The sequence below is a fragment of the Methylorubrum rhodinum genome (assembly GCF_014199935.1).
In the GTDB taxonomy this organism is placed as follows: Bacteria; Pseudomonadota; Alphaproteobacteria; order Rhizobiales; family Beijerinckiaceae; genus Methylobacterium; species Methylobacterium rhodinum.
Window position 1 is genome coordinate 250,711 of record NZ_JACHOP010000005.1, and the last position, 12,730, is coordinate 263,440.

The 12,730-nt window shown below is 68.5% G+C and carries 16 protein-coding genes; 12 read left to right on the top strand and 4 right to left on the bottom strand.

Annotated features, from left to right (window positions below):
- Positions 1–21 precede the first annotated feature (21 nt).
- The 8 genes from HNR00_RS08845 to HNR00_RS08880 all read left to right on the top strand — a co-directional run bounded on the left by HNR00_RS08845 (position 22) and on the right by HNR00_RS08880 (position 4,785).
- Positions 22–279, top strand: coding sequence for a DUF1902 domain-containing protein (locus HNR00_RS08845; protein WP_183568038.1), 258 nt, complete (start codon positions 22–24; stop codon positions 277–279).
- The gene (locus tag HNR00_RS08850; protein WP_183568041.1) at positions 280–477 is read left to right on the top strand and encodes a type II toxin-antitoxin system HicA family toxin; all 198 of its coding nucleotides are present in this window, start codon (positions 280–282) and stop codon (positions 475–477) included.
- Positions 478–629: 152 nt separating this feature from the next.
- A complete protein-coding gene (locus HNR00_RS08855; RefSeq protein ID WP_183568044.1) occupies positions 630–1,616 on the top strand; it encodes a YVTN family beta-propeller repeat protein in 987 nt (328 codons plus the stop codon).
- A gap of 33 nt (positions 1,617–1,649) precedes the next feature.
- Entirely contained in the window at positions 1,650–2,084 is a 435-nt protein-coding gene (locus HNR00_RS08860) for a cupredoxin domain-containing protein (protein ID WP_183568048.1), read from the top strand.
- A gap of 223 nt (positions 2,085–2,307) precedes the next feature.
- Positions 2,308–2,517: a hypothetical protein gene (locus tag HNR00_RS08865; RefSeq protein ID WP_183568257.1), complete on the top strand. Its 210-nt coding sequence runs from the start codon at positions 2,308–2,310 to the stop codon at positions 2,515–2,517.
- Positions 2,514–3,263, top strand: coding sequence for a lanthanide ABC transporter ATP-binding protein PedB/LutE (pedB, locus tag HNR00_RS08870; RefSeq protein WP_183568051.1), 750 nt, complete (start codon positions 2,514–2,516; stop codon positions 3,261–3,263). The genes HNR00_RS08865 and pedB overlap by 4 nt, the downstream gene beginning before the upstream one ends.
- Entirely contained in the window at positions 3,260–4,153 is an 894-nt protein-coding gene (gene pedC, locus HNR00_RS08875) for a lanthanide ABC transporter permease protein PedC (RefSeq protein ID WP_183568054.1), read from the top strand. The genes pedB and pedC overlap by 4 nt, the downstream gene beginning before the upstream one ends.
- 8 nt (positions 4,154–4,161) lie before the next feature.
- On the top strand, positions 4,162–4,785 hold the full coding sequence (locus HNR00_RS08880; protein ID WP_183568057.1) for a hypothetical protein: 624 nt from the start codon (positions 4,162–4,164) through the stop codon (positions 4,783–4,785).
- A 7-nt stretch (positions 4,786–4,792) separates the two neighbouring features.
- On the opposite strand, the gene HNR00_RS08885 is transcribed toward HNR00_RS08880, so the two are convergent.
- A complete protein-coding gene (locus tag HNR00_RS08885) occupies positions 4,793–5,125 on the bottom strand; it encodes a hypothetical protein (protein WP_183568060.1) in 333 nt (110 codons plus the stop codon).
- 300 nt (positions 5,126–5,425) lie between these two features.
- Entirely contained in the window at positions 5,426–6,046 is a 621-nt protein-coding gene (locus HNR00_RS08890; RefSeq protein WP_312886021.1) for a helix-turn-helix domain-containing protein, read from the bottom strand.
- Between the two features lie 205 nt (positions 6,047–6,251).
- Here HNR00_RS08890 and HNR00_RS08895 point away from each other — a divergent pair, with 205 nt between their 5' ends.
- From HNR00_RS08895 to glnT, 4 genes are all read left to right on the top strand, one after another.
- A complete protein-coding gene (locus tag HNR00_RS08895) occupies positions 6,252–7,145 on the top strand; it encodes a class II glutamine amidotransferase (RefSeq protein ID WP_183568063.1) in 894 nt (297 codons plus the stop codon).
- Positions 7,145–7,834 carry a protein glxC gene (locus tag HNR00_RS08900; protein ID WP_183568066.1) on the top strand — a complete coding sequence of 230 codons (690 nt, stop codon included), beginning with the start codon at positions 7,145–7,147 and terminating at the stop codon, positions 7,832–7,834. The genes HNR00_RS08895 and HNR00_RS08900 overlap by 1 nt, the downstream gene beginning before the upstream one ends.
- A complete protein-coding gene (locus HNR00_RS08905; RefSeq protein WP_183568070.1) occupies positions 7,834–9,162 on the top strand; it encodes an FMN-binding glutamate synthase family protein in 1,329 nt (442 codons plus the stop codon). Before HNR00_RS08900 ends, HNR00_RS08905 begins: the two co-directional genes overlap by 1 nt.
- A 93-nt stretch (positions 9,163–9,255) precedes the next feature.
- Entirely contained in the window at positions 9,256–10,554 is a 1,299-nt protein-coding gene (glnT, locus tag HNR00_RS08910; RefSeq protein ID WP_183568073.1) for a type III glutamate--ammonia ligase, read from the top strand.
- 174 nt (positions 10,555–10,728) lie between these two features.
- Here the strand turns inward: glnT and ssb are convergent, their stop codons facing one another.
- Positions 10,729–11,277, bottom strand: a complete 549-nt coding sequence (ssb, locus tag HNR00_RS08915; RefSeq protein ID WP_183568076.1) for a single-stranded DNA-binding protein — start codon at positions 11,275–11,277, stop codon at positions 10,729–10,731.
- Between the two features lie 327 nt (positions 11,278–11,604).
- Positions 11,605–12,621 (bottom strand): NADPH-dependent curcumin/dihydrocurcumin reductase, encoded by a 1,017-nt coding sequence (gene curA, locus HNR00_RS08920; protein ID WP_183568080.1) that lies wholly within the window; start codon positions 12,619–12,621, stop codon positions 11,605–11,607.
- Positions 12,622–12,730: the final 109 nt, after the last annotated feature.

Consider the following 12,730-nt stretch of genomic DNA (forward strand, 5'->3'; position numbering starts at 1 on the left):
CCTACCGTTCGGACATCGCAGATGAGGGCAGGACCGTTCATGCAACTCGCGGTGACCGTGCATCACGACGCGGCGTCGGGCGTCTGGTACGTCCACGATTCCGAGCTGCCGGGACTGCACGCCGAGGCGCCGACGCTCGATGCCCTGGTGGCGATCATCGAGGATGTCGCGCCCGACCTGATCGAGACCAATCTGCCGCGCGGCGCCGACGGTGCCGTGCCGTCGCCCGAACTGCGGGTGCAGCACGTCGTCAGGGCCAAGCCCGCGCGCGCCGCCTAGATGGGGGGCAACCTCTATCCCGAACTCGTGCATCTCTTGCGGGCGGCGGGGTGCCGGCTCGTGCGGCAGGGCAAGGGATCGCACGAAATCTGGCACAGCCCGATCACGAATCGTCGTTTCGCCGTGCCCCGTAACACCACCATGGCGCACACCGCCAACGCCATCCTGAAGGAAGCCGGGCTGGAGAAGGCGTTCTGATCCGCCCCACGGTGTGGCAATCCACCACCCGGTCCGGGACGGTCCGGAAGCCGATTTTCCGTTTGTGCCGGGCGCCCTAGATGGCCATGTCGCCAGCACGAACACATCGAACCAAGGCGCAGCCAAGCGCCGGAACGACAGGGAGGAAGCCGATGGTCGCTCGCGTCAGGGCGGGACTGGGTGCGGCGGCGCTCGCAGGCGTCTGGCTCGCCGGAGCCGGTGGAGCGCAGGCCTTCACCGCCTACGTCACCAACGAGAAGGCCAACACCGTCTCGGTGATCGACACCACCACCATGGCGGTGACCGGCACGTGGAAGGTCGGGCGCCGGCCCCGCGGCGTCACGCTGTCGAAGGACGACAAGGAGCTGTTCGTCTGCGCCAGCGACGACGACCGCATCGACGTGCTCGACACCGCCACCGGCAAGGTCGTGCGCTCGCTGCGCTCCGGCCCCGATCCGGAGCAGTTCATCCTCGACCGCAGCGGCAACCCGCTCTTCGTCGCCAACGAGGACGACAGCCAGGTCACCATCATCGACATCGAGAAGAACAAGGTGCTCGCCGAGGTGCCGGTGGGCGTGGAGCCGGAGGGGATGGGCCTGTCGCCGGACGGGAAGATCCTGGTCAACACCTCCGAGACCACCAACATGGCCCACTTCATCGACACCAAGACCTTCGAGGTGATCGACAACGTGCTGGTCGATGCGCGGCCCCGCTTCGCCGAGTTCTCGAACGACGGCAAGATTCTCTGGGTCTCGGCGGAGGTCGGCGGCACGGTCTCGATCATCGACACCGGCACCCGCAAGGTGACCAAGAAGATCACCTTCAAGATCCCCGGCGTCACCGACGAGCAGATCCAGCCGGTCGGCGTGCGCCTCACCAGCGACGGCACCAAAGCCTTCGTCGCGCTCGGGCCGGCCAACCGCGTCGCGGTGATCGATGCCAAGACCTACGAGGTGCAGAAGTACCTGCCCGTGGGCCAGCGCGTGTGGCAGCTCGCCTTCACCCCGGACGAGAAGCAGCTCTACACCACCAACGGCTCCTCGAACGACGTCTCGGTGATCGACGTCGAGGCGCTGAAGGTGGTGAAAAGCATCCCCGTCGGCCTGCTGCCCTGGGGCGTGGCGATCTCGAAGAAATAAAATAAGCCGGCAAAAATATCGGGAGGACACGACATGGCATGGACCACGCGCCTCGGCCTCGCCGCCGCGGCCCTGATGCTGGCGGTTGCGCCCGCGGGCGCCCTCGATCTCACGAAGAAGCGCCAGAACCTGCCGGACCTCGTGCTCGGCAACGAGGAGGGCAACGACTTCGTGGTCGAGAACAAGGACATCGAACTGGAAGCCGGCAAGGCCTACCGCCTGCGGATCGTCGCCAAGGGCCGGCAGGAATACAAGTTCTATGCGCCGGAGTTCTTCCGCTACATCTGGCTCAACCAGATCGTGATCGAGCACAAGGAGATCCACGGCGGCGGCCCGCCCGATCACCTCGAATTCGACGATCCCGGCGAGATCGCCATCGAGTTCGTGGCGATCAAGCCCGGCGAGTACCGGTGGTACGCGCAAGGTTTGGAGGAGAAGGGCATGGCCGGCAAGATTTCGGTGAAGTGAGATGATGGACTTCGCAAAGCGCACCACCCCAACCCTCCCCCCTCTGCGGGGGAGGGTGCCCGCGGAGCGGGCGGGTGAGGGGAGCGACGGCGCCGGCAAAGGCTCTGCCTCCATGGAGGTCGCGACAGCTTCTGCGCCGTCGCTCCCCTCACCCGACCCCCTTCGGGGGCCACCCTCTCCCGCGGAGGGGAGAGGGGTATTCGCGGCGGTCGCCGCGCTCTTTCTGCTCGCCACCCCCGCGCTCGCCGACGACAAGGCCGCCTGCCTCTCCGGTATCGCCGACATCAAGGCCAAGGTCGCGGCAATCGCTCCCGATGCCGTCCCGCAGAAGCTGAAAAAGGCCCTGCGCGTCGCCGAGCGGGAGCAGGGCGAGGGCGAGTTCGACGAGTGCCTGGAGGCGCTCGACGACGCCAAGCGGGCGCTGCCGCGATGAGCGCAGCCCTGGAGGTCGCGGGTGTCGGCCACCGCTTCGGCCAGCGCGCCGCGCTCTCCGACGTGTCGATCACGGTCGAGCGCGGGCGCTTCATGGCGCTGCTCGGGCCGAACGGCGCGGGCAAGACCACCCTGTTCTCGGTGATCACGCGGCTCTACAACAATCAGGAGGGCCGGGTGTCGATCCTCGGCCATCCCCTCGACCGGGAGCCCTCGCGAGCGCTCGCCCGGCTCGGCGTGGTGTTCCAGGCGCGCACGCTCGACACCGATCTCACCGTCGCACAGAACCTGCACTACCACGCGAGCCTGCACGGCATCGTCCGCAAGGCGGCGCGCGCGCGCATCGAGCAGTTGCTCGCCCGCGTCGGCCTGTCGGAGCGGCGCGACGACAAGATCCGCACCCTGTCCGGCGGCCAGTCCCGGCGCATCGAGATCGCCCGCTCGCTGATCCACGAGCCGCGCCTGCTGCTCCTCGACGAGCCGACGGTGGGCCTCGATCTCGAATCGCGCGCCGACATCGTCGCCATTGTCCGCGCGCTGGTGCGCGAAGAGGGCCTGTCGGTGCTGTGGGCGACCCACATCTTCGAGGAGATTTCGCCCGAGGACGACGCCGTGGTCCTGCACAAGGGCCGCATCGTCGCCCGTGGACGTGCCGGGGAGATCGGCGCGCCGGGCGAGACGCTGGAGGCCGCCTTCCGCCGCCTCGTCTCCGAGCCGGGAAAAAGCACCGGAAAGGTCGCCGCATGAGCGCCCCCTCGAACCCCGCCGTGGCGGCCCCTGCGGAGGCTGGTGCCAAGCCCGTGCCGCATGCCGGCCGGCTCGACGCGGTCGGCTACCTGATCGCGCTCGGCGGCATCGTCCGCCGCGAGCTGCTGCGCTTCTTCAATCAGAAGGAGCGGTTCTTCTCCGCGCTGGTGCGCCCGCTGGTCTGGCTGTTCATCTTCGCCGCCGGTTTTCGCAACACGCTCGGCGTCTCGATCACGCCGCCTTACGAGACCTACGTGCTCTACGAGGTCTACGTCGTGCCGGGGCTCGCCGTGATGATCCAGCTCTTCAACGGCATGCAGTCCTCGCTGTCGATGGTCTACGACCGCGAGGTCGGCTCGATGAAGGTGCTGCTGACCTCGCCCTATCCGCGCTGGCTGCTGCTGCTGGCCAAGCTGATCGCGGGCGTGTGCGTCTCGATCGTCCAGGCCTACGCGTTCCTCGCCATCGCGTGGTTCTGGGAGACCGACATCCCGACCATCGGTTACCTCGCCGCCCTGCCGGCCTTCCTGGCGGCGGGGATGATGCTCGGCGCCATCGGCCTGTTCCTGTCCTCGCTGGTGCGGCAGTTGGAGAACTTCGCCAGCGTGATGAACTTCGTGATCTTCCCGATGTTCTTTGCCTCTTCCGCCCTATATCCGCTCTGGCGCATCCGGGAATCGAGCGATTCGCTCTACTGGATCTGCCAGGCCAACCCGTTCACCCACGCCGTCGAGCTGGTGCGCTTCGCCCTCTACGGGAAGTTCGAGCCGCTGAGCTTTGCCGTCGTGGTCGGGACCGGCCTCCTGTTCTTCACGCTCGCCGTGATCGCCTACGACCCGGGCCGGGGAATCATGGCCCGTCGTGGCGGACCGGCCGGCGAAACGCCGTGAGAGGAAGCATGCGCTCGACCCTGTCCCTGACCCTCCTGCTGGCGCTGGCCGCCGGGCCGGCCCTGGCGCAGCCTAGGCAGGATCCGGACTGGCCCTGCGTCCAGCGCCGGGTGCCGACGATCGGCTACGGCGCGGTCTGGACCGGGCCGGACCCGTCCGAGGCCGCCGGCACCTGGGGCAGCGACCGCGACGCGGCCCAGCTCGCCCGCAAGCTCGCCTCCCGCCGCACCGAACTGCGCGAGGCCGACACCCTGATCGACGAATTCGTGGAAAAGATCGATCCGGCCGAGAAGGCCAAACGCCTCACCCATGTCTTCGCCGGCGTCTACGAGATCATCACCGGCGAGCGCAGCACGGTGATGAACGGCATCGTCCGCTACGCGCAAGGCCAGCGACGTCTTGCCGAGCGCATCCGCGACGAGGCCGACAAGGTCAGCGAACTCAAGGACTCCCCGGACAACGACACCACCAAGGTCGCCTCCAAGGAGGTCGCGGAGTTGGAGACCAAGTTCAACTGGGACCGCCGCATCTTCGACGAGCGCAACCAGTCGGTCTCCTACGTTTGCGAGGTGCCGACGCTCCTGGAGCAGCGCCTCGGCGAGATCGCCAAGCGGATCCAGGCGAAGCTCTGACCTCCGCTCAAGGGCAGTAGCGCAGCGGCCGGCCGAACGGGTCGTCGAAGCCGAGACCGGGACGGAAGCCGTAATAGCTCGGCTTGCCCAGGCCGTAGGCCGAGCCGACATAGCTCGGATCGTCGGGCGCGTCGGTCGGCACCGGCGCGACCCGCGGCGCGCAAGCCGCGAGCCGGCGCGGTGGCGGCAGGCGCTCGCCGATGGAATCGCCCTCCGCGCGGGGGAAGAACCGCGGCGCTTGGGGGCCGGGCATCGGTTCGAGCCCGAGTAGGTCGGCGGCGTCGGCCGGTGTGGCGGCGAGGACGAGAAAGGCCGCTGCCCACAGCCGTCCGTTCGTCATTGCCGCCCCCCGCGAAAAACCTGAAAAGCCGTCGCAGCTTATGGTGAACGGTTCGTTACCACGCCGTCTCAGGCGAGGCGTCGCTTAGAGGCTGCGCCTGCGAGATCATTAACCTCCAAAGAACAACCTACGTCCGTCATTCCGGGGCCGCGGAGCGGAACCCGGACCCGAAGGGGCAAGCCGGAGGCGTGCAATCCACCCATGATGCGCCGGCTGTGCGAGCGTCGAGGCCAGTCGTGGATTCCGGGTTCTCGCCTTCGGCGAGCCCCGGAATGACGGCGGAGGGGAGGGTGTGGCGCATTACCCCCGCGGATAGACGATGATCGACAGATACGTCGTCGGCGTCTTCAACAGCTTGGCCGGGCCGTGCAGGCCGTTCGAGTCGAACATCAGCGCATCGCCGGGTCCGAGGTGATAGTCGAGGCCGGAATGGTGGTACACCACCTCGCCGGTCAGCATGTAGATGAACTCCGTGCCGACATGGCGGAAGCCCGTATAGGCCTCGGCCTCCTCCTGCAGCGTGATGAGGTAGGGCTCGACCACGACGTCGCCGCGGATGCCGGCCCCCAGCAATTCGTAGATATGGCCGACCTTGGTGCCGCGCCGCTCGATCAGCACGCCCTGGCCGCGCTTCACGTGGCTACAGTCGCGGGTCTCCTCGAAGGCGGCGAACAGCGCGGTGATCGGCACGTTGAGCGCCAGCGCGATGGCGTTGATCGACGCCAGGGAGGGCGAGATCGCCCCGTTCTCGATCTTCGAGATCATGCCCGGCGAGATGCCCGCCGCCGCGCCGAGATCGGCCACCGACAGGTCGCGCTCGCGCCGCAGCACCCGCACCTGATGGCCGAGCGCCTTCTCCAGCGGCCGCTCTTCCGCGACCGGCGCGTTCGAGGCGGTGTTCAGGTGGGGTCCCGCGGTCACCGTCTCGGTCTCCGGTCGCAAGCCCGCACTATGGCGCGCCGCGGCGCATGCCGCCAGTGAAGCGCCGGTCGCAGCGGGCGGGTTCCACCGCCGGTACCGTCGCGACGTTTCCCATCAAGAAATTTTAGTTCCCCTAAATTGACATGGGCCATAGCCCATGCGAGCAATCCGGCAACGGGCGAAACGGCGCGGGAGGGTGGACGCGATGTGCGGGATTGTCGGACTGTTCCTGAAGAACCCGAAGCTGGAACCGCAACTCGGCGCGCTGCTCGCCGACATGCTCAAGACCATGACCGAGCGCGGCCCGGACAGCGCGGGCTTCGCCGTCTACGGTGCCGACGGTGCGGGCGTGAAGCTGACGCTCCGCGGCCCCGACGCCGAAGCGCTCGCCAAGGCCGTCGCCGGGCTTGAATCGGCGCTCGGCGGCTCGGTCTCGGCCACGGCGCGCGACACCCACAGCGTGATCGCCCTGGCCGCCGATCGGGAGGAGACCGCCCGCAAGTGGCTCGCGGCCAACGCGCCGGGCATCGATGTCGTCAGCGCCGGCAAGCGGATGGAGATCTACAAGGAGACGGGTCTGCCCGAGAACGTCGCCCGGCGCTTCGACCTCTCGACGATGACCGGCACCCACGGCATCGGCCACACCCGCATGGCGACCGAGAGCGCCGTGACGACGAACGGCGCGCACCCGTTCTCGACCGGCCTCGACGAGTGCCTCGTCCACAACGGCTCGCTGTCGAACCACAACGACATGCGCCGCCGGCTCCAGCACGAGGGCATCACCTTCGCCACCAAGAACGACACCGAGGTCGCCGCGGGCTACCTCAGCTGGCGCATGCGCGAGGGCGCCTCGCTGAAGGACGCGCTGGAATCGAGCCTGACCGATCTCGACGGCTTCTTCACCTTCGTGGTCGGCACCGAATCGGGCTTCGCCGTCGTGCGCGACCCCATCGCCTGCAAGCCCGCCGTGATGGCCGAGACCGACGACTACGTCGCCTTCGGCTCCGAGTACCGGGCGCTGATCGGCCTGCCGGGCATCGACAAGGCCCGCGTCTTCGAGCCTGAGCCGGCCCGCGTCTATGCCTGGGAGCGCCACTGATGCCCGTCTACGATCTGAGAAGCGCCGGCCTGCGTGACCTGAACCGCCAGCTCCACGCGCTCCGGCCCGACACCAACGAGACCCACTGGACGGTGCAGAACCCCGACGGCGCCCACGCCATCGCGGCCGGGCTCGATGCGGCCGTCACCGTCGAGATCGAGGGCAATGTCGGCTATTACTGCGCCGGCATGAACAAGCTGGCCAACGTCGTGATCCACGGCAGCGCCGGCACGGGTGTGGCCGAGAACATGATGAGCGGCTTCGTCCACGTGAAGGGCGATGTCAGCCAGTCGGCGGGCGCCACCGCGCATGGCGGCATGCTCGTGGTCGACGGCAATGCCGGGGCCCGCTGCGGCATCTCGATGAAGGGCATCGACATCCTCGTGAAGGGGTCGATCGGCCACATGTCGGCCTTCATGGCGCAGGCCGGGACGCTCACCGTGCTGGGCGATGCGGGCGAGGCGCTCGGCGACTCGCTCTACGAGGCCCGGCTCTACGTGCGCGGCTCGGTGAAGAGCCTGGGCGCCGATTGCATCGAGAAAGAGATGCGCGACGAGCACCGCGAGCAGCTCTTCGCCAAACTGAAGGCCGCGGGGCTGGCGGGCGAGGTCGATCCTGGCGAATTCCGCCGCTACGGCTCGGCCCGCACCCTCTACCACTTCCACGTCGACAACGCCGGAGCCTACTGATGGCCGACAAGGCACCCCGCACGGCGCCGCGCTATTCGGCGACCTTCACCCCCGAGGTGATGTCCGAGATCCGCCGCGCGGCGGCGACCGGCATCTACGACATCCGCGGCGCCGGCGCGAAGCGCAAGCTCCCGCATTTCGATGACCTGCTCTTTCTCGGTGCCTCGATCAGCCGCTACCCGCTCGAAGGCTATCGCGAGCGCTGCAGCACCGAGGTGATCCTGGGCTCGCGCTTCGCCAAGAAGCCGATCCACCTCAAGACGCCGATCACGATTGCCGGCATGAGTTTCGGCTCGCTCTCGGCCAACGCCAAGGAGGCGCTCGGCCGCGGCGCGACGCTGGCCGGCACCTCGACCACGACCGGCGACGGCGGCATGACGCCGGAGGAGCGCGGCCACTCCAAGACCCTGGTCTACCAATACCTGCCGTCGCGCTACGGCATGAACCCCGACGACCTGCGCCGGGCCGACGCCATCGAGGTGGTGATCGGCCAGGGCGCCAAGCCCGGCGGCGGCGGCATGCTGCTCGGCCAGAAGATCACCGAGCGTGTCGCCGGCATGCGCTGCCTGCCCGCCGGCGTCGATCAGCGCTCCGCCTGCCGCCACCCGGACTGGACCGGGCCGGACGACCTTGAGATCAAGATCGGGGAACTCCGCGAAGTCACCGAGTGGGAGAAGCCGATCTACGTGAAGGTCGGCGCATCGCGCCCCTATTACGACACCGCGCTCGCGGCAAAAGCCGGCGCCGACGTGGTGGTGCTCGACGGCATGCAGGGCGGCACCGCGGCGACGCAGGACGTGTTCATCGAGCATGTCGGCCTCCCCACCCTCGCCGCGATCCGCCCCGCCGTGCAGGCGCTGCGCGATCTGGGCCTGCACCGGAAGGTCCAGCTCATCGTCTCCGGCGGCATCCGCTCGGGCGCGGACGTCGCCAAGGTGCTGGCGCTCGGGGCCGACGCCGTCGCCATCGGCACCGGCGCGCTGATCGCGCTCGGCGACAACGATCCGCGCTGGGAGGACGAGTATCAGGCCCTCGGCACCACGGCCGGCGCCTACGACGACTGGCACGAGGGACGTGACCCGGCGGGCATCACCACGCAGGACCCGGAGCTGATGAAGCGCCTCGATCCCGAACTCGCAGGCCGGCGGCTCGCCAACTACCTCGCGGTCATGACGCTGGAGGCCCAGACCATCGCCCGCGCCTGCGGCAAGAGCCACCTGCACAATCTCGAACCCGAGGATCTGGTGGCGCTCACCATCGAGGCCGCCGCCATGGCCCAGGTGCCGCTCGCCGGCACGTCCTGGGTGCCCGGCCAGACCGGCCTTTAGACGACCCGAGGCCGCTCCCGCGAGAAGGAGCGGCCTTTTTCTTGGATGTGGGGCCTGGAGCGTAGCTCGGCCCACCGACGGGAGGACATCAGCATGCCGCTCGATCTCGAGATTGCCGCCAAGGAACGCGGCATCAAGTACTTCCTCGTCTCCTACACCGACCTGTTCGGCACCCAGCGCGCCAAGCTGGTGCCGGCGGCGGCCATCAAGAGCACCTGCAAGAACGGCGCGGGCTTTGCGGGCTTTGCCACCTGGCTCGACATGAGCCCGGCGGATGCCGACCTGCTGGCGGTGCCGGACGCCGACGGCCTGATCCAGCTTCCCTGGAAGCCCGAGGTCGGCTGGCTGCCCGCCGACCTCGTGATGGACGGCAAGCCCGTCGAGCAGGGCCCGCGCAACATCCTCAAGCGGCTGATCAAGGACGCCGCCCGCGACGGCCTGCAGATGAAGACCGGCGTCGAGTGCGAGTTCTTCCTGATCACGCCCTGCGGCTCGGAACCCGCCGACATGGCCGACAAGCAGATCAAGCCCTGCTACGATCAATCGGCCCTGATGCGCCGCTACGACGTCATCACCGAGATCTGCGACGCGATGCTGTCGCTCGGCTGGAAGCCGTACCAGAACGACCACGAGGACGCGAACGGCCAGTTCGAGATGAACTGGGACTACGACGACGCCCTCGTCACCGCCGACCGGCACGCCTTCTTCAAGTACATGACCCGCTCGATCGCCGAGAAGCACGGCCTGCGTGCGACCTTCATGCCGAAGCCCTTCATGGACCTGACCGGTTCGGGCTGCCACGCCCACGTCTCGGTCTGGCGCGACGGCCGCAACGTCTTCGCCGATTCCTCCGACGAAATCGGCATGTCGCAGGAGGGCTACCACTTCATCGGCGGCCTGATCCACTCGGCGGACGCGCTCGCTGCGATCACCAACCCCTGCGTCAACTCCTACAAACGCATCAACGCGCCGCGCACCACGTCCGGCGCCACCTGGGCGCCCAACACCGTGACCTACACGGGCAACAACCGCACCCACATGATCCGCATCCCGGACGGCGGGCGCCTGGAATTCCGCCTCGCGGACGGGGCGGCCAACCCCTACCTGCTGCAATCCGCGATCCTGGCCGCGGGCCTCGACGGCATCCGCAACCGCCGCGATCCCGGAAAACGCCTCGACATCAACATGTACACCGACGGCCACACGGTGGAGGGCGTGAAGCGCCTGCCGCTCAACATGCTCGACGCCATGCGGGCGCTTGAGAACTGCGACGTGCTGAACGCGGCCTTCGGCTCCTTCGTGCCGAGCTATCTCAAGCTCAAGACCGAGGAGTGGAACAGCTACTGCCGCCACCTGACCCAGTGGGAGCGCGACACCACGCTGGATTGCTGACGCAGAAGGGCCTGCCCGATCAAGGATCGGGCAGGCCCTTCTGCTGTTACTGTCGTCTTGGTTCCCAAAGGGCGAGCCCTTTGGCGGGGTCTCGGGGCAGCGCCCCGAGATGGCTCCGCCGGCCGGGTTCCACCCTGGACCCGCGAAAGGACCAGGTCCTTTCGAAACCGATGTCTAGAACGGGATGTCGTCGTCGAGGTCGTAGTTCGGCTTGCTGCCGCCGCCGCCACCGCCGGAGGGACGGCGGTCGCCGCCGCCCGAGGAGCGGCCCGAGCCGTAATCGTCGCGTCCGCCGCGGTCGCCGCCGCGGCTGATCTGGCCACCGCCGCCCTGGTCGTCCTCGCCCGCGAAGTCGCCGCCGCCGCCACCGCCGCGCCCGTCGAGGATCGTCATTTCGCCGCGGAAGCGCTGGAGCACGACCTCGGTCGTGTACTTCTCCACACCCGACTGGTCGGTCCATTTGCGGGTCTGGAGCTGGCCCTCGATATAGACCTTCGAGCCCTTGCGCAGGTACTGTTCCGCCACGCGGGCGAGGTTGTCGTTGTAGATCACGACCGAGTGCCACTCGGTCTTCTCCTTGCGCTCGCCCGACGCCTTGTCCTTCCAGGACTCCGACGTCGCGATGCGCAGGTTCACCACGGGGTCGCCCGAGGACAGGCGCCGGGTCTCGGGATCGCGCCCGAGATTGCCGACGAGGATCACCTTGTTGACGCTGCCCGCCATCCCACTCTCTCCATCCGATCCGATCTCACAGGGCTAAACCTTGCCCGCGATGGTCCGGACCTTGGCGGTCCCGCCATCGCTGGGCAAGCCGTCGGCGGGGCTTGTGCCCACTTCACACCGGTTCACCGCGCCGCAAATTTGTTCTACTTTTGTTCGTTATGGAGGGCAAGGGTCGGACTGTTGCAAAAACCTCCCCCGTCATTCCGGGGCCGAGCAGCGGAACCCGGAATCCACGACGGAGCACAACGCCTTGTGTCGCCGCGCATCACGGGTGGCTTCCGGGTTCGCCTACGGCGCCCCGGAATGACGGCGGAGGGGCGAAGCAGCTCACGACACCTTCACCACCAACTTCCCGAAATTGGCACCCTTCAGCATCCCGATGAAGGCGGCGGGCGCGTTCTCCAGGCCCTCGACCACGTCCTCGCGCGCCTTGACCCGGCCGGCCTTCAGCCAGCCGCCGACGTCGCGCAGGAACGCGCCGTGCAACTCGGAAAAGTCCCAGACGATGAAGCCGCGCAGCGTCAGGCGCTTGGTCAGCACGGCGCGCATCAGGGTGGGCGTGCGGTCGGGGCCCGGCGGCAACTCGCTCATGTTGTAGCCCGAGACGAGGCCGCAGACCGGCACCCGGGCGAAGTCGTTCAGCAGCGGCAGAACCGCGTCGAACACCGCCCCGCCGACATTCTCGAAGTAGACGTCGATGCCGTTGGGGCAGGCGCGGGCCAAGGCCTCGGAAAAGTCCGGGGCGCGGTGATCGACGGCGGCGTCGAAGCCGAGCGTGTCGGTGAGGTAGGCGCATTTCTCCGGGCCGCCCGCGATTCCAACGGCGCGGGCGCCCTTGATGCGGGCGATCTGGCCGACCATCGAGCCGACCGGGCCGGCGGCAGCGGCCACCGCGACGGTCTCGCCGGGCTGCGGGCGCCCGATCTCGAGGAGGCCGGCATAGGCCGTCATCCCCGGCATGCCGAGCGCGCCGAGGAAGGCGCTCGGCGGGCCGTCCGCCGGATCGAGTCTTTGCAGGCCGCCCCCGTCGCAGACGAGGTAATCCTGCCAGCCGGCGGGGCTCAGCACGAGGTCGCCGACGGCGAAGGCCGGGTTCTCGGAGACCTCGACCGTGCTCACCGTCTGCCCGACCATGACCTCGCCGATCTCGACGGGCTTGGCGTAGGACTTCGCCGCGCTCATCCGCCCGCGCATGTAGGGATCGAGCGAGAGCCAGCGCGTGCGCAGCAGGACCTCGCCGTCGCGCAGCGCGTTCACGCGGTTCTCCTCCAGACGAAAATGCTCCGGCTTCGGCTCGCCGTGCGGGCGCGAGGCCAGGACGATCCGGCGGTTGACGACGGTCATGGGCGTCTCCGGGTGAGAGGATGGGGAACCGGCCAGATGGGTCGCACGTCGATCCCGGCAATCGGGCGGGAGTGTTCGCGGTGGTGGCCAAGGTCCTGGGCGTCGCGCT

Bases quoted from the DNA above. Each gene is read 5' to 3' on its own strand.
- pedB (WP_183568051.1), top strand. From the start codon at position 2,514: ATGAGCGCAGCCCTGGAGGTCGCGGGTGTCGGCCACCGCTTCGGCCAG.
- HNR00_RS08850 (WP_183568041.1), top strand. From the start codon at position 280: ATGGGGGGCAACCTCTATCCCGAACTCGTGCATCTCTTGCGGGCGGCG.
- HNR00_RS08900 (WP_183568066.1), top strand. From the start codon at position 7,145: ATGCCCGTCTACGATCTGAGAAGCGCCGGCCTGCGTGACCTGAACCGC.
- ssb (WP_183568076.1), bottom strand. From the start codon at position 11,277: ATGGCGGGCAGCGTCAACAAGGTGATCCTCGTCGGCAATCTCGGGCGC.
- HNR00_RS08855 (WP_183568044.1), top strand. From the start codon at position 630: ATGGTCGCTCGCGTCAGGGCGGGACTGGGTGCGGCGGCGCTCGCAGGC.
- glnT (WP_183568073.1), top strand. From the start codon at position 9,256: ATGCCGCTCGATCTCGAGATTGCCGCCAAGGAACGCGGCATCAAGTAC.
- HNR00_RS08860 (WP_183568048.1), top strand. From the start codon at position 1,650: ATGGCATGGACCACGCGCCTCGGCCTCGCCGCCGCGGCCCTGATGCTG.
- HNR00_RS08880 (WP_183568057.1), top strand. From the start codon at position 4,162: ATGCGCTCGACCCTGTCCCTGACCCTCCTGCTGGCGCTGGCCGCCGGG.
- curA (WP_183568080.1), bottom strand. From the start codon at position 12,621: ATGACCGTCGTCAACCGCCGGATCGTCCTGGCCTCGCGCCCGCACGGC.
- HNR00_RS08905 (WP_183568070.1), top strand. From the start codon at position 7,834: ATGGCCGACAAGGCACCCCGCACGGCGCCGCGCTATTCGGCGACCTTC.
- HNR00_RS08885 (WP_183568060.1), bottom strand. From the start codon at position 5,125: ATGACGAACGGACGGCTGTGGGCAGCGGCCTTTCTCGTCCTCGCCGCC.
- pedC (WP_183568054.1), top strand. From the start codon at position 3,260: ATGAGCGCCCCCTCGAACCCCGCCGTGGCGGCCCCTGCGGAGGCTGGT.
- HNR00_RS08845 (WP_183568038.1), top strand. From the start codon at position 22: ATGAGGGCAGGACCGTTCATGCAACTCGCGGTGACCGTGCATCACGAC.
- HNR00_RS08895 (WP_183568063.1), top strand. From the start codon at position 6,252: ATGTGCGGGATTGTCGGACTGTTCCTGAAGAACCCGAAGCTGGAACCG.